Annotated in this window: 15 protein-coding genes; 12 read left to right on the top strand and 3 right to left on the bottom strand. The window is 68.9% G+C overall.

Annotated features, from left to right (window positions below):
- Positions 1-141 precede the first annotated feature (141 nt).
- The gene (locus ACN26Y_RS21390; protein ID WP_422733369.1) at positions 142-663 is read right to left on the bottom strand and encodes a hypothetical protein; all 522 of its coding nucleotides are present in this window, start codon (positions 661-663) and stop codon (positions 142-144) included.
- A gap of 82 nt (positions 664-745) precedes the next feature.
- Entirely contained in the window at positions 746-1,276 is a 531-nt protein-coding gene (locus tag ACN26Y_RS21395) for a DUF4352 domain-containing protein (protein WP_366603043.1), read from the bottom strand.
- A gap of 105 nt (positions 1,277-1,381) precedes the next feature.
- Here ACN26Y_RS21395 and ACN26Y_RS21400 point away from each other — a divergent pair, with 105 nt between their 5' ends.
- The 4 genes from ACN26Y_RS21400 (at position 1,382) to ACN26Y_RS21415 (ending at position 16,895) form a co-directional block, all read left to right on the top strand.
- Entirely contained in the window at positions 1,382-3,286 is a 1,905-nt protein-coding gene (locus ACN26Y_RS21400; protein ID WP_422733370.1) for an N-6 DNA methylase, read from the top strand.
- Between the two features lie 340 nt (positions 3,287-3,626).
- Positions 3,627-9,866 (top strand): protein kinase domain-containing protein, encoded by a 6,240-nt coding sequence (locus tag ACN26Y_RS21405; RefSeq protein WP_422733371.1) that lies wholly within the window; start codon positions 3,627-3,629, stop codon positions 9,864-9,866.
- A 43-nt stretch (positions 9,867-9,909) separates the two neighbouring features.
- Positions 9,910-12,837 carry a DEAD/DEAH box helicase gene (locus tag ACN26Y_RS21410; protein WP_422733372.1) on the top strand — a complete coding sequence of 976 codons (2,928 nt, stop codon included), beginning with the start codon at positions 9,910-9,912 and terminating at the stop codon, positions 12,835-12,837.
- The gene (locus ACN26Y_RS21415) at positions 12,837-16,895 is read left to right on the top strand and encodes an Eco57I restriction-modification methylase domain-containing protein (RefSeq protein WP_422733373.1); all 4,059 of its coding nucleotides are present in this window, start codon (positions 12,837-12,839) and stop codon (positions 16,893-16,895) included. Before ACN26Y_RS21410 ends, ACN26Y_RS21415 begins: the two co-directional genes overlap by 1 nt.
- A gap of 49 nt (positions 16,896-16,944) precedes the next feature.
- Here ACN26Y_RS21415 and ACN26Y_RS21420 read toward each other — a convergent pair whose 3' ends face one another.
- Positions 16,945-17,181, bottom strand: a complete 237-nt coding sequence (locus tag ACN26Y_RS21420) for a GntR family transcriptional regulator (RefSeq protein WP_422733374.1) — start codon at positions 17,179-17,181, stop codon at positions 16,945-16,947.
- A gap of 114 nt (positions 17,182-17,295) precedes the next feature.
- Between ACN26Y_RS21420 and ACN26Y_RS21425 the strand changes: the two genes are divergently transcribed.
- The 8 genes from ACN26Y_RS21425 (at position 17,296) to ACN26Y_RS21460 (ending at position 25,428) form a co-directional block, all read left to right on the top strand.
- The gene (locus ACN26Y_RS21425; RefSeq protein ID WP_422733375.1) at positions 17,296-17,811 is read left to right on the top strand and encodes a hypothetical protein; all 516 of its coding nucleotides are present in this window, start codon (positions 17,296-17,298) and stop codon (positions 17,809-17,811) included.
- Positions 17,808-18,200: a hypothetical protein gene (locus ACN26Y_RS21430; protein WP_422733376.1), complete on the top strand. Its 393-nt coding sequence runs from the start codon at positions 17,808-17,810 to the stop codon at positions 18,198-18,200. Before ACN26Y_RS21425 ends, ACN26Y_RS21430 begins: the two co-directional genes overlap by 4 nt.
- Before the next feature lie 471 nt (positions 18,201-18,671).
- Positions 18,672-19,670, top strand: a complete 999-nt coding sequence (locus ACN26Y_RS21435) for a hypothetical protein (RefSeq protein ID WP_422733377.1) — start codon at positions 18,672-18,674, stop codon at positions 19,668-19,670.
- The gene (locus ACN26Y_RS21440; RefSeq protein ID WP_422733378.1) at positions 19,663-20,064 is read left to right on the top strand and encodes a hypothetical protein; all 402 of its coding nucleotides are present in this window, start codon (positions 19,663-19,665) and stop codon (positions 20,062-20,064) included. The genes ACN26Y_RS21435 and ACN26Y_RS21440 overlap by 8 nt, the downstream gene beginning before the upstream one ends.
- A 117-nt stretch (positions 20,065-20,181) precedes the next feature.
- A complete protein-coding gene (locus ACN26Y_RS21445) occupies positions 20,182-22,338 on the top strand; it encodes a UvrD-helicase domain-containing protein (protein ID WP_422733379.1) in 2,157 nt (718 codons plus the stop codon).
- Positions 22,339-22,390: 52 nt separating this feature from the next.
- The gene (locus tag ACN26Y_RS21450) at positions 22,391-23,350 is read left to right on the top strand and encodes a hypothetical protein (protein WP_422733380.1); all 960 of its coding nucleotides are present in this window, start codon (positions 22,391-22,393) and stop codon (positions 23,348-23,350) included.
- Positions 23,347-24,051 (top strand): hypothetical protein, encoded by a 705-nt coding sequence (locus ACN26Y_RS21455; RefSeq protein ID WP_422733381.1) that lies wholly within the window; start codon positions 23,347-23,349, stop codon positions 24,049-24,051. The genes ACN26Y_RS21450 and ACN26Y_RS21455 overlap by 4 nt, the downstream gene beginning before the upstream one ends.
- A 3-nt stretch (positions 24,052-24,054) precedes the next feature.
- Positions 24,055-25,428, top strand: a complete 1,374-nt coding sequence (locus ACN26Y_RS21460; protein WP_422733382.1) for a serine/threonine-protein kinase — start codon at positions 24,055-24,057, stop codon at positions 25,426-25,428.
- Positions 25,429-25,433 lie beyond the last annotated feature (5 nt).

Here is a 25,433-nt window from a genome sequence, read left to right on the forward strand (position 1 = left end):
CATTCATGGCGATTTCTCCTGTTGCGGACTGCGGGGAGGGTAAGAAGGAAGCCGCTCGCGCCAGCGCTTCACGGCACCGTGATCGCGAAGGACCGTTGTCCGTTCTTCTTGCGGAAGGACCTGGGTTGGCGGGCCGTGCGATCACTCGGAGGTGGTGAAGACCATCTGGAGCCCGTCATCCGGGTGGTAGCTCCAGGAGGCGCGCATCGTGTCCCACTCGCCGTTTTGCCGGCCGTCGAGTGCACGGGTGGCACCGATCTCCGCGACGATCGCGTCCGGAACATCGAGCGCTCGCCAGTAGCACTTGAGGATGTTGTATTCAAGGCCCCGGGTTTCCTCGCCAGCGCCTTGAAGCGTCAGGGTCCTACCGTCGTCACCCAGTTGCGCGTAGAGACTGTCGCCGGGGCTGCACGCCTCCCGGGCAGCGGCGAGTCGGGACGGCTTCGGCTCGGCTTCGCCCTCGTCTCGGGAGTCGCCAGTGAGAGCGGCTGCGGCTCCGGCGCCGATGAACAGCACGGCGGTCGCCGCCACCGCTACCAGCAGCTTCCCGTTGCGCCTCCCGCCCACGCGCGCGCCCTCCGGGTCGGCCGGCTCACCGAGATCGGCCGCGCTCGGCGAAGGCGTGGCCTCGGCTGGGGCGTGCGGACGGGTGGGATCCTTCATGACTCGTGCTCCCTCCGTGAACTGAGTCGGGTAACTGGGGGGCGGACCGTGATCGGCCCGCCCCGGCGTGGGATAGGGAGGGTCAGCTCAGCGCGACGGTGACGCCGCCGGAGAAGGGCGAGTCGTGCAGCTCGAGCTTGGCGAGCTTGACCTTCTTCGGAATGTCGAAGACGAGGACGCCGGTCACCTGGTTGCCGGGGTTGATCTCGGCGAACAGGGTCTGCTGGTCCTTGTTGGCGTAGATCGCCGCCTCCGAGTCGGTGGAGTACTCCGTGCCGTCGGCGGCGTACGCCTTCTGGCTGCTGTCGATCAGCGTCTGCGGTTCCTTGCCGATGTTCTTGACGCTGACCGTGACCAGGCAGAACTGGCCCTGGGCCTTGTCGCCGAGCAGGTCGGAGCCAACCTTGGCGACGCCGCACTTGTTCGACTTCACGGTGAACTCGAACTTCCCGTCCCGGGCGGCCTGGCCGATCTTCGCCGTCTTGGGCTTGTCCTCGCCCTTGGCGGCGGTGTCGCTGCCGCCGGAGCTGCCGGCCTCGTCGGTGGCGCCGGCGCCGCAGCCCAGCGCGATGAGGGCGGTGGCGAACAGGGCGAACGTGGTGGTCTTGCGCATCGTTGTCCTCCTGGTGTGAACGTTGCGGCGTCAATAAGAGCATGAGCCGTGAACACTGTCAACAAGCATGATGCTTGACATGTGTGACACACTGCGGAGGTGCAGGTGAACCCGACTATCACGGCGGCGGAGATCGCCCGGCTCGCCGGGGTCGGCCGCGCCGCCGTCAGCAACTGGCGCAAACGCCACCCGGACTTCCCGAGCCCGGTCGGCGGCACGGCGGCCAGCCCCGAGTTCGACCTCGGCGAGGTCGAGACGTGGCTACGCGAGCAGGGCAAGCTTCCCGAGCTGTCCCGCGCCGAGCGACTCTGGCGGCACCTCGCCGCGGTCACCGAGAGCCCAGCGGCCGCGCTCGCCAGCGTCGGCGCCCAGCTTTTGAGTCGACAGCGCGCCGGGAAACGTGTGGCGGTCGACCCGGCCGTCAAGCCGCTGCTGCCGGACATCGACGCCCTCGCCGACGAGCTCACGCCACCGGCCGCGTTCGACGAGCTGTGGCAACGCTTCTCCGCGCCCGCCCCCGGACGCCCCTGGGCCACACCGGACGAGCTGGCCGACCTCATGGTTCGGCTCGCCGGTGCCGACGGCGGCACCATCCTCGACCCGGCCGCCGGCTCCGGCGCCACTCTGCGGGCCGCGGTCCGCGCCGGCTGCACCGAGGCGTACGGGCAGGAGCTCGACCAGGACCTCGCCACCCTCGCCGGGCTGTGGCTCGCGCTACGTGAGGTCCCCGGCGACGTCCGCCCCGGTGACTCGTTACGCGCCGACGCCTTCCCCGGCCACACCTTCGACGCGGTGGTCTGCCACCCGCCGTTCGGGGTCACCACCTGGGGGCACGAGGAGCTCAGCTACGACCCGCGCTGGGAGTACGGCGGGGTGCCACCGCGTACCGAACCGGAGCTGGCCTGGGCGCAGCACTGCCTGGCACACCTGAACGCCGGCGGGCACGCCGTACTTCTCATGCCACCCACCGCGGCGGGGCGCCGCACCGGCCGGCGGATCCGCGCCGAGCTGCTGCGCCGCGGCGCGCTCCGGGCCGTCATCGCGCTGCCCAGCGGGGTGGCCGCGCCGCACGGCGTACCCCTTCATCTGTGGGTGCTGCGACGCCCCGCCCCGGACGCGCCGCCACCGGCGCGGACCCTGCTGGTCGACGCCGCCGACGGCGACCTGGCGGAGCTGGCGCCCCGGATCCTCGCCACCTGGGAGGCCTTCACCGCCGCCCCGGAGGTGGACGTCGAGGAGGCCGGCTTCGCCCGCGCGGTTCCGGTCATCGAACTGCTCGACGAGGAGGTCGACCTCACGCCCGCCCGCCGCCAACCCGCCGGCGGGGGCGAGCGGACAGGAGAGCAGATGGTCCGCACCAGAGAGCGGCTCGCCGCCGTCGTGCGGGACCTGCCGGCGCTGATCCCGCAGGTCACGCCCACACCCGACGGGGCGACATCACCGGCCGTGCCGGTCGCAGAGCTGGCCCGCACGGGAGCGTTGCAGCTGCTCGGGCCGGTACGGGCGGCGCGCGACACCGATGGGGAGTCGGAGCTTCCGGTGCTGCACGCGCGGGACGTGATCGAGGGGACCGGGCCGTCGTCACGCGGCGACCAGCCGGCGGGGGAGCCGATCCGGCTCGTGCCGGGAGATGTCGTCGTGCCGGTGGTGGCTCGCCGGATCACCGCCCGCGTCATCGCCGACGAGAATGCGGTGCTCGGTCCGAACATGTACCTGCTGCGGCCCAATCCGGCGGCGCTGGATCCGTGGTTCCTGGCCGGACAACTGCGCAACACGGCGAACGAGAAGCAGGCGTCGAGCCTGTCGGGGACGCTGCGGTTCGACATCCGTCGGGCGCTGGTGCGGCGGCTGCCGCTGGACGAGCAGCGGGCGCACGGGGAGGCGTTCCGGCGGCTCGACGCGTTCGAGTCGGCGATGCGGCAGGCGGCGACGCTGGGGGCGGAGCTGGCACAGCTCACCGCCGACGGCCTCGCCCAAGGCGGCCTCCGGCCGGAGGGCGGCAACCGATGAGGCCATGCGGCGTCGGATACCCGACACCGACGGGGCGGTTCGGGAGCATACGCGGAAATTTGACAGGCCAAGAGGGCGGGCGACCCGGGACCCGACGGAGCGAGGCGGCGCTCGCGCCTCCAGCCGAACCACATGAACGAGTTGGGGGAACGGTCCGTGAGGGTCGGTTTGATCATTTAGCCGAGTGGAGGACTACGGCGTTGGAGGTCGCCAGGCATACTCCTTGCTTCGCGGAATTCTTAGGAGCGGGCGAGGGGACGTGGACTGCGGAGGCGGACCCTGACACGAGCGGTGTCTCGTAGGGCAGGTGGACAAACGGCGGCTAGTGGGGACGTGGGGAATGGCCGTGGATAAGGAACTGGTGGCGAACAGGTTCCGGCTGCTGAACGCACTGGGCCGGGGCAACATGGGAGAGGTCCACCGGGCGGAGGACCTTCAGGCGCCGGAGGGCTCGCCAGACCGGGTGGTCGCGGTCAAGCTGATCCTCCGCAGCCGGACTGGCGCGGTCATTGATTCGAGCGCCGACAGCAAGGCAGTGCAGCGGTTCGAGCGTGAGACCCGCATCATGCGCCGGCTCACCCACCCCAACCTGCCGCGTTCGATCGCCGGCGGCGTCGACTCCTCCGGCCTGCCGTACATCGCCATGGAGTTCCTCGACGGCCAGGGGCTGCACGACCTGATCTCCGAGCAGCCACAACTGCCGATCACGTGGGTGGCCGCGCTGGGCGCCCAGATCGCCGACGCTCTCGCCGCGGCACACACCGCCGGGGTCATCCACCGCGACCTCAAGCCGTCGAACGTGATGCTCCTGCGTCGTGGCCTCGTCAAAGTTCTCGACTTCGGCATGGGTCGGATCGTCGACGCCGACGAGGCCGAGCGGCTCACCAGCACCGGCGTCACGGTGGGGACCGCCCGCTACATGGCCCCCGAGCAGTTCCGGGCCTCAGCGGTCACCCAGGCCGCCGACCTGTACGCGCTGGGCTGTGTCCTGTTCGAGTTGCTGACCGGTGTGCCGCCGTTCCACAGCGGCTCGGCACACGAGGTGGGGCAGAAGCACCTGGAGGAGCCGCCGCCACCGGTGCGCTTGCTGCGGTCGGATGTCCCGCCGAGCCTGGAACGGCTCATCGAACGCCTGCTCGCCAAGGACCCGGCGGAGCGGCCGGAGGACGCCGTGGCCGTCCGCGAAACGCTGCTGCCGCTGGCGAAGGGGGATGACAAGGTCCCCGGCTGGGACGACTACAACCCGGTCGCTCACTTCCGCAGTGCCTACACCATCGGTGCCGCCACCACCCGACCCGCGGCTCCCGAGCCTACGGTCATGACCGGCCCGGCCTCCGGCATGGACGTGTTCGGAGTGCACCGACGGCTGATCGCCGACTACCGGGCCTTCACCGAAGGCGGCACGATCATCCGCGACGACCGGATCGCCGACTTCGTCGAGCGCGACCTCGACGCGAAGTCGCAGTGGCCCGACCCGTGGCTGTCGCTGAACCCGTTCTTCGCCTCCGGCGGCACGATGCTCGAACTCGTCAACGAGGGCGTGCTGCATCGGGAGTGTGCGCGCATCTTCCAGGCGAACAAGACCGAGGGCGGCACGGACTGCGACGGGCGACCGCTCACCCTGCACCGGCACCAGCGCGAGGCCATTGAGAAGGCCCAGTCCGGCGCTTCCTACGTCCTCACCACCGGCACCGGCTCCGGCAAGTCCCTGTCGTACATCGTTCCGATCGTGGACAAGGTGCTCAAGGCGCGCGAGCAGGAGGGCGCGAAGGCCCAGAAGCGCGTCCGCGCGATCATCGTCTACCCGATGAACGCGCTCGCCAACAGCCAGCTCAAGGAACTCGACAAGTACCTCTGCGACGGGTACGGGCCGGGCCGTGAGCCGGTGACCTACGCCCGGTACACCGGGCAGGAGAGCGACGAGCGGCGCAAGGAGATCCGCGACAACCCGCCGGACATCCTGCTCACGAACTACGTGATGCTCGAGCTGATGCTGACCAGGCCGGACGACCGCCGGTCGCTCATCAAGATGGCCCGAGGGCTGGAGTTCCTGGTCTTCGACGAGCTGCACACCTACCGCGGCCGGCAGGGTGCGGACGTCGCCCTGCTGATCCGGCGGGTCCGGGAGGCCTGCCAGGCGACCGACCTGCAGTGCATCGGGACCTCCGCCACCATGTCGACCGAGGGCACCCTCGACGACCAGCGCGAGGCGGTCGCACGGGTAGCCACCACCCTCTTCGGCACCGAGGTCAGCAGCGGCAACGTCATCGGCGAGACATTGATCCGGGCCACGGCTGAGGCACCAGACAGCGTGCCGGTGGAGCGGCTGCGGGCGCCGGGCGCTCCGCGGGCGTACGCGGATCTGGTTGAGGACCCGCTGGCCCGCTGGATCGAGACCCGGTTCGGGCTCGCCACCGATCCGGTCACCGGCCAGCTCGTTCGGCAGAAGCCGGCCAAGATCGAGGATGCCGCCCTGGAACTGGCGCGGGTGAGCGGCCTGACCGCCGCTGACTGCGCCCAGGCGATCCGGGCCACCCTCAAGGCCGGTTCCGAAGCTCGGCACCCGCGCACGGAGCGTCCGCTCTTCGCGTTCCGGCTGCACCAGTTCCTCTCCAAGGGCGACACCGTCTACGTCACCCTCGAGGACGGGCTCACCCGGCATCTCACCCGCGAGTACCAGCTCGTCCTGCCGGGCTCGGACGGCAAGATCCTCTTGCCGCTGGCCTTCTGCCGTGAGTGCGGGCAGGAGTACCTGACCGTGTGGCGGTCCGAGAAGGACGGCAAGGTCGTGTACGCGCCCCGCCGGGACACCGCCGCGACCGGTGGCCGCGGCGACGACGGCTACCTCTACATCGACTCCGACCGCCCGTGGCCGGCGCATGAGGAGGAGGCGATCGAGGCCCGCCGGGTCCCCGAATCGTGGCTGGAGGTCGACGCCGGCGGGCGCGAAGTGGTCAAGAGCTCCTACCGTCAGCGGCTGCCCCAGGCGATCACCGTGAACCCGCAGGGCTGGGAGGGGCACGGCGACCTGAAGGCTGCCTTCATCCCGTCCCCGTTCCTCTTCTGCCTGCACTGCGGTGTGAGCTACGAGCAGACCCGGGGGAAGGACTTCGCCAAGCTCGCCACGCTGGACCAGGAGGGCCGCTCCTCGGCGACCTCGCTGGTGTCGGCGTCGATCGTCCGGTCGCTGATGCAGGCGCCGCCGGAGGCGTTGAACAAGAAGGCGCGCAAGCTGCTCACCTTCGTCGACAACCGCCAGGACGCCTCGCTCCAGGCCGGCCACTTCAACGACTTCGTGCAGGTCACGCAGCTGCGCGGCGCCCTCTACCGGGCGGTGGTCGAGGCGGGCAAGGACGGCATCACGCACGAGGAACTCGCCGCTCGGGTCACCGCCGCGCTCGGACTGAGCCTCGGCGACTACGCGCGGGAAGCCGACCTCCCACCGTCGCTGGCCAGCCTGGCGGCGAAGACCCTGCGGGACGTCGTCGCGTTCCGGCTCTATCTCGACCTCGAGCGCGGCTGGCGCATCACGATGCCGAACCTGGAGCAGACCGGTCTCCTGAAAATCGACTATCGGGATCTCGCGTGGATCGCCGAACGGCAGGACCGCTGGGCAGGCACCCACGAGAAGCTGCGCGACGCGGAGCCGGAGGACCGCGAAGAGATGATGCGGGTGCTGCTGGACGAGATGCGCCGCGGGCTGGCGATCGACGTCCAGTACTTCCGCGACGACTTCGACTCGCTCCAGCGGGCCAGCGAGGAACGCCTCGTCGACCCCTGGGTGCTGTCCGCCGGCGACAAGCCGAAGGTCGGCGCGGCCTACCCGCAGCCTTCGGGTCGGGGCCTGGACCGGTCGAACCTGTTCCTCTCCGGTCGAGGCAAGTTCGGCAAGTACCTGCGCAGAGTGCACTTCCCCGAGCTGTCGTGGAACGACGCCCAGGAGCTGATCGCCGACCTGCTGGAGGTACTCAAGCGAGGCGGCCAGGTCACCGAGGTGGTACAGGTGCCGGAACGCGCGGGCCGGTACCGGCGTTCGGCCGGCACCCCGGTGACCGGCTACCAGGTCTCGGCGGGCGCGCTCATCTGGCGGGCCGGGACGGGCGAGACCGGCAGCCACGACCCGCTGACGCGGACGTATGCCAGCGGCGACGGGCCGCGGGTCAACACCTTCTTCCGGGAGCTGTACAAGACGGCGGCCGGAACCCTCGCCGGGCTGACCGCCCGGGAACACACGGCCCAGGTCGACCCCATGGAGCGGGAGCGGCGGGAGGAGGCCTTCCGCAGGGCCGAGCTGAAGCTGCTCTACTGCTCGCCGACGATGGAACTCGGCGTCGACATCTCCGAGCTCAACGCCGTCATGATGCGCAACGTCCCGCCGACCCCGGCGAACTACGCGCAGCGCAGCGGCCGCGCCGGACGGTCGGGGCAGCCGGCGCTGGTCACCACCTACTGCGCCACCGGAAACAGCCACGACCAGTACTACTTCCGGCGCTCCGAGCGGATGGTGGCCGGGGCGGTGGCACCCCCTCGGCTGGACCTGGCCAACGAGGACCTGGTGCGCTCGCACGTGCACGCGATCTGGCTGGCCGAGGCGGGCCTCAAGCTGGGCCGGGCGATCCCCGAGACGATCGACATCGCCTACCTCGAGGACAGCCGCCGCCCCGACCCGGCGTTGAAGCTGCACGACCACATCGAGGCGGCGCTGCGCGACTCGCATGCGCAGGAGCGCGCGATGGCGGCGGCCCGGCGGGTGTTCGCCGCGCTGGTGCCCGAGTTCGAGCAGTCGACCTGGTGGGACGACAACTGGATCGAGGACACGGTCCGGACCACGCCGGAGCGGTTCAACCAGGCGTTCGACCGCTGGCGGGACCTGTTCAAGGCGGCGCTCGTCGACCAGGCCGAGCAGAACCGTCGCGTCCTCGACCACACCCTCTCCGAGCGTGACCGCCGGATCGCCGTCGGCCGGCGCAAGGAGGCCGAGACGCAGCTCAACCTGCTCAAGAACGAGACGGTGGAGAACCGGTCGGTGCTGTCGGACTTCAACCCGTACCGCTACCTGGCCAGCGAGGGCTTCCTGCCGGGCTACTCGTTCCCGCGCCTGCCGCTGGCCGCGTACGTGCCGACCACCGGCCGACGGTCGGGTGAGGGCGACTACCTGCAGCGCCCTCGCTTTCTGGCCATCCGGGAGTTCGGCCCGGGCGCGCTCATCTACCACGAGGGCGCCCGCTACCAGGTCACCCGCATCCAGTTGCCGCCGGACGCGGCCGGCGAGGTGGTGACGAGCCAGGCCCGGCGCTGCACCAGTTGCGGCTACCACCACGACGCCCGAGGCGGCGCCGTCCGCTGCGAGATGTGCGACGAACCGCTCGGCGACACCACCTACGGCCTACTGCACCTGCACACCGTCTACACCAAGCGCCGGGAACGGATCTCCTCCGACGAGGAGGAGCGGCGCCGGGCGGGCTTCCGGCTTGTGACGTCGTACCGCTTCCAGGACCACGGCGCTCGGTCCGGCCGGCAGGACGCCACTGTCGCGGACGGCGACGACCGGCTCGCCACCCTGTCGTACGGTGACTCGGCCACTGTGCGCATCACCAACGTCGGCCGAGTCCGTGCCAAGCAGGACGAGCCCGACGGGTTCTGGCTCGACCCGGCGGACGGGCGGTGGATGAACGAACGCGACGCCGGCGAGGCGTCCGGCGACTCCAGCGAGATGCCCGTGGTCGACGCCGACGGCAACGAGAAGCGGCGCAAGAAGCGGGTCATCCCGTACGTCGAGGACCGCCGCAACATCCTCGTCCTCAAGCTCGACGAGCCGCTGGAGCACGACGTCGCGCTCACCCTGATGTACGCGCTGGAACGCGGCATCGAGGCGGCCTTCGAGCTGGAGGACTCGGAACTCACCACCGAGCTGCTTCCGCCGGACGACGGTCCCCGCGACCGGATGCTCTTCACCGAGGCGGCCGAGGGCGGAGCGGGCGTACTCCGGCTCATGCAGTCGGATCCGGCGGCGCTGGCCCGCGCTGCCGCCACGGCGCTGGACATCTGCCACTTCGACCCGGACGGCACCGACCGGGGCGGACCGCACAAGGACCGGTCCTGCGCCTGGGGCTGCTACGAGTGCCTGCTGACCTACGGCAACCAGCTCAACCACCACTCGATCAACCGGCACCTGGTCCGCGACCTGCTGCTGCGGTTCGCCGCTGCGGCGGCGCGAACCACCGGCGAGGGCGAGTCCCGGACGGAGCAGCTGGCCCGGCTCACCGCCCAGTCGGACACCAAGCTGGAGGGGAAGCTGATCGCCTGGCTGAAGGAGCGCGGCCTGCGGCTGCCGGACGACACGCAGGTCTTCGTGACCGAGGCGCTGGCCCGTCCCGACTACGTCTACCGCCTGCCCGGGGCGAACGTGGCGGTGTTCGTCGACGGACCGGTCCACGAGCACGAGTCGGTCGCCGAACGCGACCGCGAGGCGGAGGAACGCCTGTTCGACATGGGCTGGGACGTCGTGCGGTTCCCGTACGACGCCGATTGGTCCGCGATCGCCGCCAAGAACAAGCGCTATTTCGGCACCAGCGCCTGACCACCCCACCGCCGCTCACGATGACGACGCGAGGAACAGCCTCATGACCACCTTCAGCGCCGGAACGCTGGTCTCCGCCCGGGGCCGCGACTGGGTCGTGCTGCCCGAGAGCGCCCCCGACATGCTGGTCCTGCGACCGCTGGGCGGCGCCGACGACGACATCGCCGCCGTCTTCCCCGCCTTCGAGCAGGTGAAGAGCGCCGAGTTCGCGCCGCCGACGCCGTCCGACCTGGGCGACGCGTACGCGGCGAGCCTGCTCCGCTCCGCGCTGCGGATCGGCTTCCGCTCCGGCGCCGGCCCGTTCCGCTCGCTCGCCGGGATCGCCGTCGAGCCGCGGGCCTACCAGCTCGTGCCGCTGCTGATGGCGCTGCGGCAGCGGACCGTGCGGATGCTGATCTCCGACGACGTCGGTATCGGCAAGACCGTCGAGGCCGGCCTGATCGCCAGCGAGCTGCTTGCGCAGGGGAGCGCCAGCAAGCTGGCCGTGCTCTGCTCGCCGGCCCTGGCCGAGCAGTGGCAGGCCGAGCTGCGTACGAAGTTCGGCATCGACGCCGAGCTGGTGCTGGCCTCCACGGTGTCCAAGCTGGAGCGCGGGCTGGACCTGGGCCAGTCGCTGTTCGACAAGCACCCGCACGTCATCGTCTCCATGGACTTCATCAAGTCCACCCGGCACCGCGACGACTTCGTCCGCCACTGCCCGGACCTGGTCATCGTCGACGAGGCGCACACCTGCGTCGCCGCCGACGACAACACCTCCGCCCAGAACCAGCTCCGCTTCGAGCTGCTGCAGCGGGTCGCCGCCGACCCCGAGCGGCACCTGCTGCTGGTCACGGCGACCCCGCACAGCGGCAAGGAGAGCGCCTTTCGCAACCTGCTCGGCCTGGTCCGGCCCGAACTCGCCACCGTCGACCTCGGCTCGGAGGCCGGCCGGCGGATGCTCGCCCAGCACTTCGTGCACCGCAAGCGCGCCGACGTGCGGCAGTACCTCACCAAGGAAGACGGCCTGGCCGACGACAGCCTCGCCCAGGAGACAGCCTTCCCGTCCGACCGGGAGTTCAAGGACGAGACCTACAAACTCTCCCCGGCCTACCGGGCGCTGCTCAACGACGCCATCGCGTACGCCAGCGAGCGGGTGACCGCCGCGGACAGCCGGGGCCGGCGAGAGGCCCGGATCGCCTGGTGGTCGGCAATTGCCCTGCTGCGCTCCCTGGTCTCCTCGCCGCGCGCCGCCGCGCAGACCCTGCGCACCCGCTCGGCGACCGCGACCGCCGTCACCGCCGAGGAGGCCGACCGGCTCGGCGCTCCACTGACCAGCGACTTCTCCGAAGCGGACGCGCTGGAAGGGCTGGACGTCGCCCCCGGCGCCGAGGCCGGTGGTGTGGAGGTCGACGCGGGCCGGCGGCTCGCCGAACTCGCCGACCGGGCGGCCCAGCTGGAGGGACCGGCCGAGGACAAGAAACTGGCTGCCCTGGTCAAGCACCTCAAGGACCTGCTCAAGGAGGGCTACCACCCGATCGTCTTCTGCCGCTACATCCCCACCGCCGAGTACGTCGCCGAGCACCTGGAGGGCGCGCTCGGCAAGAAGACCGTGGTACGCGCCGTCACCGGCACCCTCTCCCCGCAGCAGCGCCTGCAGCGCATCGAGGAACTCGCCGAGGCGGCCGGCGACGACCCGGCCGCCCGCCGCGTCCTGATCGCCACCGACTGCCTCTCCGAAGGCGTCAACCTCCAGCACCACTTCGACGCCGTCGTCCACTACGACCTCGCCTGGAACCCCACCCGGCACGACCAGCGGGAGGGCCGGGTCGACCGGTACGGTCAGAAGCGCGACGTGGTCCGGGTCATCACCCTCTGGGGCAGCGACAACGGCATCGACGGCAAGGTCCTCGACGTACTGATCCGCAAGCACCGGCAGATCCGCAAGGACCTCGGCGTCTCCGTCTCCGTCCCCGACGCCGCCTCGCAGGGCGTGACCGACGCGATCGTCGAGTGGCTGCTGCTACGCGGCCAGGAGCAGGAACAGGGCAGCCTCTTCGACGTCGAGGAGTACCGCGCGATCGACAAGAAGGCCGCCGCGCTGGCGACCGAGTGGCAGTCCGCCGCCGAGAAGGAGAAGACGTCCCGGTCCCGGTTCGCCCAGCACACCATCCGCCCGGACGAGGTGGCCCGGGAGGTCGCCGCGATCCGCGACACGCTCGGCCGCGCCGCCGAGATCCGCGACTTCGTACGCCAGGCGCTGCGCGCACTCGACGGCGTGCTGCGCGACGAACCGGGCGGGACCGGGGACTTCACCGTCGATGTGAGCGGCGCCCCCGCCGGGCTCCGCGACGCGCTCGCCCCGGTGCTCGGCGGCGACGTCGAGCAGGGCCGCAAGGTCCCGTTCAATACCACGGCGGCCGTCGCGCGTGGCGAGGCCGCCCTGGTCCGCACCGACCCGGCCGTGGTGGCGCTCGCCGGGTACGTCCTCAACGCCGCCTTGGACGACCAGATCACCGGATCGCGCCCGGCCCGCCGCTGCGGCGTCATCCGGACCCGTGCGGTCACCGGCCGCACCACGCTGCTGCTGGTCCGCTACCGCTTCCACCTCACCCTGCCGTCCCGCACCGGAACCCGGCAGATCGTCGCCGAGGACGCCCGGCTGCTCGCCTTCGCCGGCGCACCAGCCAACGCCACCTGGCTGCCCACCGACGACGCGCTGCGGCTGCTCGACGCGACCGCCGACGAGAACACCGACCCGGACTTCGGCGAGCGCACCATGAGCCGGATCCTCGACGGGCTGCCCGAAGTGACCGACCACCTCGAGGCGTACGGCGAAGAGTTGGCCGCCGACCTGCTCGCCTCGCACCGCCGGGTGCGCAGCGCGGCCGGTGAGATCGTCCGCGGCCTCACCGTCACCGCGCAGAAGCCCGCCGACATCCTCGGCGCCTACGTCTACCTGCCCGCTTCCACCCCCGCCGGAGGCAACGCCTGATGTCCGCCACCGCCCGCAACCAGGTCTTCTCCGCCGTCCACACCATCGGCGGGCTGATCCCCGCCGACATGCTGGTCCGGATCGCCGAGGGCAAGGACGTCAGCGGCGCCAAGCCCGCCGACTACCGGGTGATCGGCTCCCGGTCGGTCCGCGACGACGCTGAGCGGCACTGGGACTACCTAAAGTCGGTCTGGAAGGAGCTGCGCGACCGGCTCCCCGTCGCTCCGGAGGCCGAGACTCCCGCCGACCCGACCGGCTTGGCGGTCACGCAGTGGCTGGAGCCGCTCTTCGCGGAGCTCGGCTTTGGCCGGCTGACCGCGCTCGGCGTCACCGGCATCACCTCGGACGACGGTGCCAAGACGTTCGCGATCAGCCACCGCTGGAACCACGTGCCGATCCACCTGGCTCCGTGGAACGCGGCGCCGGACAAGCGGCCGGCCGGCGCGGGCAGCGTGCCGCCGCAGTCGCTCGTGCAGGAGCTGCTGAACCGCTCCGAGGCCCACCTGTGGGGGGTGCTCACCAACGGCCGGCAGCTGCGGCTGCTGCGCGACTCCAGCGCACTCGCCACCGCCGCGTACGTCGAGTTCGACCTGGAGGCGATCTTCGACGGCGAGCTGTTCAGCGAGTTCGTTCTGCTGTATCGGCTACTGCACGTGTCTCGCTTCGAGGTCGCCGAGGGGGCGGCGCCGTCGACGTGCTGGCTGGAGAAGTGGCGCACCGAGGCGATCACCGCCGGCACCCGGGCACTTGACCAGCTCCGCAAGGGTGTCCAGGAGGCGATCACCGCGCTCGGCACCGGCTTCCTGCGTCACCCCGACAACGCCGCGCTGCGGGAGAACGTCGACCCGCAGGCCCTCCACAACGCCCTGCTGCGCCTGGTCTACCGGCTGCTCTTCCTCTTCGTCGCCGAGGACCGCGACGCGCTGCACCACCCCGACGCCGGCGAGCAGGCCCGCGAACGGTACGCCGCGTACTTCTCGTCCGCCCGGCTGCGGACGCAGGCGCGGCGCCGCCGGGGTACCACGCACAGCGACCTCTACCAGGCGCTGCGGGTCGTCCTCGACGCGCTCGGCGACGAGAACGGCCGTCCGGAGCTGGGCCTGCCCGGCCTCGGTGGCCTGTTTGACTACGACGAGGTTGCTGACAAGCCGCTGAAGGACCTGTCGCTGTCGAACGACTACCTGTTGACGGCGGTCCGGCACCTGTCGCTGGTGCGGGACGCCGGCTCGCGCCGGTGGCGTTCGGTCGACTACCGCAACCTGGACGCCGAGGAGCTGGGCTCGATCTACGAGTCGCTGCTGGAACTGGTGCCGAAGCACAGCGCTGTGGACCGCACCTTCGAACTGGTCGAACTCGCCGGCAACACCCGCAAGACCACCGGCTCCTACTACACCCCGTCCTCGCTGATCGATTGCCTGCTCGACTCGGCGCTCGACCCCGTGATCGAGGACGCGGTCAAGCGTGGCGAGCAGGCCGCCACGGCGGCCGGGCAGCCCGAACCGAACGACGCGATCGTCAACGAGCTGCTGTCGCTCACCGTCTGCGATCCGGCCTGCGGCTCCGGGCATTTCCTCGTCGCCGCCGCCCGGCGGATCGCCAAGCGGGTCGCCGCCGTCCGTGAGCGGAACCCCGAACCGACCGTCGACGCGGTCCGCCACGCCCTTCATGAGGTCGTCGCCCGCTGCATCTACGGCGTCGACCTCAACCCGATGGCCGTCGAACTGGCCAAGGTGTCGCTCTGGATGGAGGCCTTGGAGCCGGGCAAGCCGCTGAGCTTCCTCGACGCGCACGTGAAGTGCGGCAACGCGCTGATCGGCGCCACGCCCGCACTGCTCAAGGGGGGAGTTCCCGACGAGGCGTTCATCCCCACAGAGGGCGATGATAAGAAGCACGCCAAGGTGCTCGAGAAGCTCAACGCCGAGGAACGCCGAGGCCAGTCAAGCCTCTTCGACATTGAGGATGACGCCATGAAGGTAGCCAACGCTGCCTTCGCTTCCACCGTGCGGCGCATCACGGCTGCGGCCCCCGGCACCCTTCGTGATGTCCGGGACCAGGCGGCGGCGTATGCGAGGTGGGCCAAGTCCTCCGATTACGTCAACGCTCTCCACCTCGCGGATGCCTGGTGCGCTGCATTCATGTGGATAAAGAAGTCAGATGCGCCAAGGGCAGTCACGCACGGCATTTTCCGCTCACTCGACGACCCGACGGTGCATGGCGCATCGATGGCAACCCACGACGAGATCATCCGCCTTCGTCACCAATACCGCTTCTTTCACTGGCATCTCGAGTTCCCGGAGGTTTTCTCGGTCCCAGGGGACGGCCAAGGTGCATCAAGTGCGACGGGCTGGGCGGGCGGCTTCGATTGTGTACTGGGAAATCCGCCGTGGGAAAATGTGGAACTTAAGGAGCAAGAGTTCTTTGCGCGGCGCTCACCTGCGATCGCTGCAGCATCGAAGACGGACGCCCGAAAGAGGCTGATTGCCGCACTCCAGGAGGACCCTGATACGCTTCCGCTGTACAACGAGTACTCAGCGGCCAAACGTGGGGTCTACGCCGAGAGTCACTTCCTGCGGCGATCAGGCCGTGCTCCGCTCACGGGTCAAGGGAACCTAAATACCTACGCGGTTTTCTCGGAGACAGCTCGCCTCTTGCTTGGGTCACGCGGGCGTGCTGGCATCATCGTCCCCACGGGAGTCGCAACTGACGCTAGGACGCAATACTTCTTCAATGACCTTGTGCGGACCGGCTCGATCGCGGCGGTTTACGACTTTGAGAATGCTGCACCCCTGTTCCCAGAGGTGCATCGTTCATTCAAGTTCAGCATCCTTGCGCTAACCGGAGAAAGCCTCCGGGAGTTGGCTATTCGCCTCGCGTTCTTTCTGCACGATCCGGCGGAACTCGACGACCCTGACAATGCGTTCACCCTCACCCCCGGGGAGATCGCTCTGCTCAATCCGAACACCGGTACCTGCCCCGTCTTCCGCTCCCGCCGTGACGTAGAAATCACCCTTGATGCCTACCGTCGCTTCCCCGTCTTACTCAAGGAGGGTGACCCAGCCGGCAACCCGTGGAGGGCGTCCTTCATGGATATGTTCCATATGTCCCATGACTCCTTCCTCTTCCACTCATCGGGCGAGCTAGATTCCGCAGGATGGATGCTCAGGAGCAACGCCTTTTGTAGGGGTGAAAGGCGAATGCTCCCGCTATACGAAGGGAAGATGGCCCACCATTACGATCACCGCTGGGCCACTTACGAGCAAACGGGTGCCGTACGAGATTTCGGCGAATCGGAGAAGCGAAATCCAGCTACTCTCGCCCTTCCTCGGTATTGGGTTGAAGAGCGCGAGGTGGCGGAGAAGCTTGCGCGGAAGGGTTGGCGGAGGGGCTGGCTGCTTGGATGGCGCGAAATTGCTCGCGCAACCGATGACCGGACAGCAATCCCTACATTGCTTCCGCTGTCGGCTGTCGGAAACAAGATCCCCCTCATGCTGTCGTCCCTTGACGCCAGCTATCTAGCAGGCCTATACGCATGCCAGGCCTCCTTTGTGTGTGACTTTGTGAGTCGCCAAAAGGTTGGCGGAACGAGTATGAGCAAATTCATTTGGAGACAGCTGCCCATCCCTTCGCCTGAGACCCTCCTTCCTCACGTTTCCTTCATCAAGCATCGCGTTCTAGAGCTGATTTTTACAGCAGATGACATGATGCATTTCAGCCGTGATCTAGGCGACAACGGTAAGCCCTTTTGCTGGAGCGAGACCCGTCGATCAATCATCCGAGCCGAGTTGGACGCTCTTTTCTTCCACCTTTATGGCATCTCGCGAATTGATGTGGACTACATCATGGAGACGTTCCCGATCGTCAAGCGTAAAGATGAGGCGAAGTGCGGCACGTACCGGACCAAGGAGCTGATCCTTGCCGAGTACGACCGGATGGCTGCTGCCGGCGTCAGCCTGACAAACCCGCTGGTTGACGGAGAGACCTACACGTCGACCCTTGCCCCGCCGCCGGGGCACGGTCCTCGACACCCAGCCAACCCGGCCCCAGCGACAGCGGGATAGCGTCTTCGCGGCTCGCCCCGGGAGTAACTTCCTGGGGCCGGTTTCGCGGTTACGAATCTCGGTCTGAGGTATCAGAGACGAAGGCGCCGATTCCCATGCGGCCGACGAGTTCGCCAAGCTCGATCATGGAGTCCAGGGCGCGTCGAACCGTCACATGGCTCGTGTCGTACTCCTCGGCGAGGAGCCGAGCCGACGGAAGCTTGCTTCCCGGTGGGTAGATGCCGGCCCGAATCTTGGCGCGGAGATCCTCCCTGATCTGGCGCCAAAGCGGCTGGGCATACGGCATGTGATCAGGGAAGCAGCCAGCCCCGAGGTCATATAAAGGAACCCCTTCCTATCTTTACAGGCTTTATAGGCGTGCTAGGCTCGCCTCGACCGGGACGGTAGCCGGGGAGGGGATATGGGCAGGCGATGGAAGTGGTTCCTGCGGCCTCGCACGGTCGTGATCGACCTGACCGGGCAGGCGGTGCCGGACGGTGACGTGCCGGGGCGGTTTCGGCGGCTGGTGGTCGAACACGTCGTACCGGAGCTGCGGGTGACCTGGCGGTGCGACGGCGCGCTCGTCTACGAGCGGCCCGAGGAGCGGCCGGCCTCCTCGGCGCGGAACCAGCGCGCGGGCCGCTATGAACCGGACCGGCGAGGCAAGCGGAACCGGGGGAGGTTCCCGACGCCGGCCGACAAGGCGCCGCCCGGCGGTGAGCCGGCCTGGTCCGCCCGGCCGGACCCGGACGACGAACTTTTCGTGACGCCTGCTCAGCTCGCTCGTGCGAACCGGGTGGTCGAGGTGCACTGGCGGAGCCCCACCGAGGATCCCCGTACCAGGAAATGCCCGGACTGCCGCGCCGACGGCACCTGCCCCCGGGCTGCCTGGGCCGACACGATCATCGTGCGCTGCCTGCGGACGTACTGGCGATGAATGTCTCCGACCTGTCGCCCGCGCAGATCCGCAACCGGCTGATCCTGCGGGCGCGACGGGCGGCGCTGGCCGCCGGGACCGGACCGCGGCCGGCGGCGCGCCCGCAAGGCCCCGCCGAGGTGGCGCCGGCGGCGGTGGCCCGGGTGCCGGTCGTCCCGTGCGTGTCCGTCGTCCCCGGGGACGTGGTCCAGCTCGCCGAGTCCGACTACCGGTACGCCGACGGTCCGCTCCGGCTCCGGATCGTCCGGGTCCGGCCGGACCTCAGCGAGTGGTACCACGGAGAGTGGGTGTGGCTCGAAGGCGTCGCGATCGGGCCGGACGGTCAGGATGCTGCGTTCCGGCCGGTGCTGGCCCGGGTCGCCGCGCTGCGACCGCAGGCTGACAGGTAGCGGTGAGGTCATCAGGTCTCCAGCCATCGCCGAGGGCGACGCGGATCTGGTTGGGCCGCGAGGTGATGACTGGCCTGGTTGGCCAGCGCTACCCATGCTGGGTGGCCGGCACGAGCCTGCCGGTGCACGGCCGTGCTGCCGATGGGCGGCCAGCCGCTGCGCGGCGCCGATCGGGTCGTACGGGAACTCGCCGTGGCCTGCCGCCTGCAATGTGGCCCGTATACCGTCGGATATCCGACGGCGGCAGCGCCTCAATGACGTACGTGGAAACCTGGCGGGCGGGGAGAGCGGCTAGCTGCTCGGCAACACCTGGGACTCGGCCATTTGGGTGATTTTAAAGGGCGCTCCTATGTCAACCGGATCAAGGCGGACAGCCTACGACTTTTGCGGGCTCCTGCGAGCCGGTGCACAGTGGGCAACCACTGCTAGGGTGTGAGCCGCGGAAACAACGATTGAGTGTCGAGGTGGGTCATGCCGTTTCCTGTGGTTCTCGTGGCCGTTGCCGCGGGAACAGCGGTCGCCAACTTTGTGGGTAACAAGGTTATCGAGAATCAGGCGAAGAAGAAGATGGAAGACCTGCAGGCCCACCACGATGATGAGTACGCGAAGCACCGAGCCGCCGCTGACTCCACCTCTGCGAAGTTGACAACGCTGGGTGAGCATCAAAAGTCCGCCCTCGACATTGTGATGCCCCGGATCAAAGCCTTTGCAGAACGCAACGAGCGCCAGTTGCGGATGCGTGAACGCCAAATCATCGAGGAGGGAGAGACGCCCGAAAAACGGGAGATCGACGTATCGCCCGACGTCTCGAGTCCCGGCGAAATCGCGGCCGCGATGAACGGTATTGTGTCGGCCGCCGCCGGAGGCGGCCTTAGTGGTGCCGCCTATGCAACCGTAGCGAAGGTAGCCACGGCATCTACCGGAACTGCGATCAAGACGCTGAGCGGCGCAGCAGCACAAAACGCAACCCTCGCGGCGATTGGAGGCGGGGCCAAGGCGGCCGGAGGCGGGGGTATCGCAGCAGGCGTACTCCGGCTCAACATCATCACCGCGGTCCCGGCGGTCGCGCTCAGCGTAGGCTTGATGATCAAGTCGAAGTCTGACGCCGACAAGGCAGTCGCTAAGTACGATGCAGACGTCCAGGAAGCAGTCGCCAAATACAACCAGCGCAACGAACTGTTTCGCGGCATCGACAAGCGGGTCGGCGAGATGCAGGACGTTCTGGCGGGGCTGGTGAGGTGCGCAGGGGAAACGATCGACTACCTGGAACAGGTTGAGCGCGAGCCCGGCGGGTTTGACCTCGACAACGATGATCATGCGCACCGCCTACAAGCGGTGCTCCTCGTCGTGAAGGGTGTCGGCGAAGTCGGCGCAGCGCCCGTCGTGAATCCAGATCTGACGCTCGACCCCAACGGCGAATTTCTGGTGGTCAAGTACCGCAACTACAACCCGGAGCACCCCAATGCCTGACACCCGCCCGAACATCGTCGTTGAAGCGGTGGGCCGGATGGCCACCACCGCAGACGCGGCCCAGTACCTCATGGCAATTGTCGATGTTGCTAAGCGTATCGACGCCAACATGACAGAGCGCGCCCGGATCGTAGCTGAACGCGACAAGGAGATCGCCAGAATCAGCGCCGCGAGTCAAGGGTTGCGGGACTACCTGGATCGCGTTTTTGAGGAGCGTCGCGAACTGCATCGAGCCTTCTTCACGAGGCTCGACAAGGCTATCGAGGACCGCGACGCAGAAACCATCCACGCATGCGTCACCGGGATCGTCGAGGTCGCCAAGAACTCTCCCCTCAACAACATCGTAGAACTGCGCTCCGTCTGGGCGAACCCGGACGCAGTGATCGAGATTTAGCTTGGCTTAGTCACGACCACTTCGACTGTGGCGCCGGTGTGCTGCGGCCAACCTCGCGGCGCAGGCGAACGGTAGGGTCGCACCCACCGCCCTTGCCTAGACACAGGAGGTCGCGCCGTGCCGCAGCTCGCCTTGGCCAACAGCTTCTGGCAGAGCTACGACGTCCTGGAGAAGCCGGTCAAGGCCGGCGTACGCAAGGCGATGGAGAAGTTCCAGCAGCTCAGCATCGCCGAGCTGCACGCCGACAAGGGCCTGCACCTGGAGTCGGTGAACAACGCGCGGGACCCGCGGATGCGAACCATTCGGGTCACGGACTTCTGGCGCGGGGTGGTGCTGGCGCCCGACGACGGCAGCGACACGTTCCTGCTGCTCAACGTCGTGCCGCACGACGACGCGTACACCTGGGCTGCGAAGCGGCTCTACACGGTGAACACGGCGACGCGGGCGCTGGAGGTCCGCAACGTCGTCGCCATCGAGCAGCTCACCCCGGCGCTGGAGAAGGCCGCGGCGGAGGCGCCGAGCCTGCTCTTCGCTCGCTACTCCGACACGGTGCTGCGGCACCTCGGCATCGACGACCAGGTGCTGCGGGCGGTACGCACGATCATCGACAAGCGTCAGCTGGACGCGTTCGGCACGCTGCTGCCCGAGGACCAGTTCGAGGTGCTGCAGTACCTCGCCGAGGGCTTCACGCCGGACGAGGTCTACCGCGACGTCGTCGCCGAACGCCGGCCGGCGGACGCGACGCCGGAGCCGAGCGAGAGCCTGGCCGTGGCGATCGCCAACACCGCCAACCGCATTACGCTGGTGACCCGGCCCGACGAGCTCGCCGAGATCCTCGACAAGCCCTTCGCCGCCTGGCGGGTGTTCCTCCACCCGTCGCAGCGGCGGGTCGCGTACCGGGTCTCCTACAACGGGCCGGCCCAGGTGACGGGCGGGCCCGGCACGGGCAAGACGGTGGTGGCGCTGCACCGGGTCAAGCACCTGCTCTCCCGTACGCCCGACAGCCGGGTGCTGCTGACCACGTACACCAATGCCCTGGCCGCGACCCTGCGGGAGAACCTGGCGCTGCTCCTCGACGACGACGACGACGAGCAGCTGGCGCGGGTGGAAGTGACCACGGTGAACGGCTTCGCGCACCGCACCGTGCGGGCCCTCGCCGGGCGTGTGCCGACCCCGATCGGCGACGTGGACGAGCGGCAGGTCTGGCGGCGGGTGTGCCGGAGGCTGAACCTGCCCTGGACCGAGCAGTTCCTCGCCCAGGAGTTCCGGCACGTGATACTCGCCCACAACGTGCAGAGCCGCGAGGAGTACCGCGCAGCCAGCCGGCGGGGGAGAGGGTCGGCGCTCGGCCCGCGCCAGCGCGACCGGGTGTGGGACGCCGTGGACATGTTCCAGAAGGAGCTGTCAGCCGCCGGCACCGCAACCCACCTGCAGATCTGCGCGCGAGCGGCACAGCTGCTCGGCAACGCCGACCTCACCGACCACGGGTACGACCACGTCGTGGTCGACGAGGCGCAGGACCTGCATCCCGCGCAGTGGCGGGTGCTGCGGGCCGCCGTGGCACCCGGCCCGGACGACCTCTTCATCACCGGAGATCCGCACCAGCGGATCTACGACTCGCGGGTTTCGCTCAGCGCCCTCGGCATCTCCGTCACCGGGCGCAGCAGCCGGCTGCGGGTCAACTACCGCAGCACCGAGGAGATCCTGTCCTGGTCGACCGGCGTACTCGTCGGGACGCGGATCGAGGACCTCGGCGGCGACGGTGACGACAGCCTCGCCGGCTACCGGTCGCTGTTGCACGGCAAGCGGCCGCACGCCGCCGGGTACCCGACGAGCCAGGCCGAGATCGCGGCGCTCGTGGAGCGGGTGGGGGAGTGGCTGGAGCAAGGTGTAGCGGCGAGTGAGATCGCGGTGTGCGCTCGGTTCAACACCACACTGGGCGATGTGCAGGAGGAGTTGGCCGCCGCCGGGATCCCGGCTGTGCGGGTGCGGGACCAGCCCGGCGCGGACGTCGATGGGGTGCGGCTCGCCACCATGCACGCGATGAAGGGGCTCGAGTTCCGGTGCGTGGCGGTGGTCGGTGTCACGGCGCGGTCGGTGCCCTTCGCGAAGGAGGTTACGCCGTCCGAGGTGGATCCGATGCAGCACGAGAGCGACCTGCTCCGGGAGCGGTGCCTGCTGTTCGTGGCGAGTACGCGGGCACGGGAGGCGCTGCACGTGTCCTGGAGCGGACAGCCCAGCCCGTTCCTGGCGTTCACGGCCGGCGCTCGCTGAACAACCAAACGCACCCTGGTCTGGCTGGGTCCGTGATGTCCATAATGCTGCGGTGGAGTTTCTCGCTGGCCGCGTATGGGATGACCTGCAGCGACAAATCGATCGTGCAACGCGTCGGCGGGTAGCCATCGCGTTTGCAGGTCGAACTGCACCACAGATACTGCGGCTCCAGCGGGACGACATCCTCGTCGTCAACGGCAGTGACGCGTCACTGGCTGCTGGCGCTGTCCATCCCGATGCCATAGAGGCGTGGCGGAAGATGGGCGTCGAGGTATGGTCCCTTCCCGACCTACATGCAAAGGTCATCCTTCTTCACAAGGCGCGGGGCTATCGCACAGCTGTGGTTGGATCGGCCAACGCCTCGGAGAGCTCACGCGACGTCCTGGACGAGGCAGCGATCGTCACCGACGACGAGACAGTATGTGACGCGGTCAGTGAACAACTCGACATCTGGGTTGGGCTCGCGGACGAAATCGACGACGAGTGGCTTGCCCACGCAAGGAAGGTGTACCGCGAGCCGCGCCGTACTCCCCGTATCCCTACACGCCGAATGCCAACTCCCAACCGGGCCAAACCCTTATGGATCGGTACGAGCGTTCCCACGGACGACGGCTTGAGTCGGGCTGCGGAGGAGACGTTCCAACAGGTCAAGCGACGGCACGGCCACGGCGCGGAGGTCAACTGGTGGCGTCTCCGCCGCGGTGATGAGCGAAAGGTACTCCCCGGTCACGTTCTGGTCCTGGTGACTCTGGCACCTGACCGTGAAGAGCCTCATGGCAACGCGTCGGCATGGCCACCTGCGGTAGTCGTCCGCGTCGAGCCGGGGAACCGGCGGGACCGGCCGGTGGCGTTTTTCGTCAGAGATCCGAACCTTCGGCCGCGCCGGTTTTCGGAAGTGCGGAGGGCCGTCGAGAGCGCGGGTGGAGCAGTTGAATTGGACGCGCCCGTTGCCTCAGGCAGCGTCGCCGACGCGGTCTACGCGCTGTGGTTCCGTGAAGCGGATATGGCATGAGCAGCCCGGCAAGCAGTCATCCGCTGCCGTTCCGCGGTCTTCCCCCGGACCGCCTCCGTTGGGTTGAACGCCAGACCACGGAGTTCGACCCACAGTTGTGGCAGGACGCGCTCTCGGCGGACAGTCGGTGGTGGCCGCGCGAACTCGAGGAGGCAGGATCGACCATAGATCGAACCCTCGTGCATGTGATCGGCCGCCGCGCAACTGAACCAGTCGCGGCAGCCCACACCTTCGTCGCGGCGACGGTCTGGGGAAGCGGCAACCGACGGATAAGGCTGCGCACCAGGTCATGGGCGGACGCTTTCGAGGTTGTCGCGAATCGGTTGGCTGCTGCCGCGCGTCTCCTACAAGATGAGGGTCCTTTCCCCGCGTACGCCGCGCTGCTGCCGGGCGGGCGGTTGTATGTAAACGGTGTCGGTCCGTCCTTCTTCACGAAGTTCCTATACTTCGCCGGCTACCTCAGCGCGGTGGACCAGCTCCGGCCGCTCATTTTCGACCGCGTGGTCCGTGACGCGCTGAGGATGCTGTGCGGGCTCGACCTGCGCGGGAACTCAGTTGCCGACTACGAGACGTACCTCGAGCTTGCCCGCAACTGGGCTCAGGAGTGGCAGACCGAGCCGGACGTCGTCGAGCGAGTGCTATTCGATGTCGGTAAGTGCCCGCGCCTGGCGGTGCACGTGTTGCTCGGACGCGAGGTCTGAACTGTGACCGGCACTCAGCTGAACGGTCGCTACGAGCTGGAGCCGTTGCCGGTCCCCGGCGGCGCGATGGGGCAGGTCTGGTTCGGTCGCGACACCACGCTCGACCGGGAGATCGCGGCCAAGTTCATCCGGTTGCAGGACGACCGGAACGATGAAGCTCTTGTACGGCGGTTCCGACGTGAGTCCCGCATCATGGCCCGGTTGGAGCATCCGGGCGTACCGGCGGTCTACGACTGGGGCGAGCAGGACGGACGTCCCTTCCTGGTGATGCAGCGGATCCGCGGCATCACCGTCGCCGACCTGATCGCGGAACAGGCGCCGCTGCCGATCGGCTGGTCGGCGGCGATCGCGGCACAGGTCTGTTCCGTACTCGTCGCCGCCCACGAGGCCGGCCTGGTGCATCGTGATCTGAAGCCGGCCAACCTGATGCTCGAGCCGAACGGCGCGGTCAAGGTGCTCGACTTTGGTCTGGCGGTCGCTTCCGCAGTTCCCGGCTTCTCCAGGATCACCCATAGCGATCAGAACCCGGGAACGCTCGCCTACATGGCGCCGGAGCAGTTCCTCGGCGGGACCGAGCCCGGTCCCGCCTGCGACCTCTACGCGTTGGGCTGCACGCTGCACGAGATGCTCGCCGGTGAGCGGCCGTTCGACGGGTCCACGACCTACCTCCTCATGAACCAGCACGTCCACGAGCCGCCGCCGGCGCTGCGTGAGGTACGCGCCGACGTGCCGGCCACGCTGGAACGGCTCGTGCTCGATCTGCTGGCGAAGAACCCTGAGGACCGACCGGTCGACGCGGCCGTCGTCCACCAACGCCTGCGGCCCTTCGTCCGCGAGTTGGGGCAGCTGCCGGGCGCGCTCCACCCGCCGTCGCAGCGCAGCCCCGTCCGGATGTACGCCGACGTGCTGAGCCGGGTGTTCACCGACGTACCATCGGCCGCGGCGGCGCCCGCACCGGCAACGTCGCAGCCCACCGCACCACCCAGCGTCGATCCGCCGCCCGAGGGCGAGAGCCCCGCCCAGGACGGGTCCGGACTCGAGCGCCGACTGCAGCTCGCCGACAGGTGGTTCGACGACGGCGACTACCCGAACGCAGCTCGGGCGTACGCCGACATCGCGGACGATCTCGGCGTGAGCGAGAACCTTGACCGGCTGTTGCACTGCCGGAAGCGGGAGGCCACCTGCTACAGCCGCATCGGCGACGGCAACCGGGCGCTGCGGAAGCTGGAGGAGTTGCTGCGCGACGTCCAACCGCTCATCGACGGCGACGACACGCGGATCACCGACCTGCAGCGGGACATCGGGCTGCTGCAGCTCAGCGCGGGCCGGCGGCACGAGGCCAGCAGGACACTCAACCGGCTGTCTCGGGACCGATGACCCGG

The organism is Micromonospora sp. WMMD558 (assembly GCF_049315255.1).
GTDB lineage: Bacteria > Actinomycetota > Actinomycetes > Mycobacteriales > Micromonosporaceae > Micromonospora.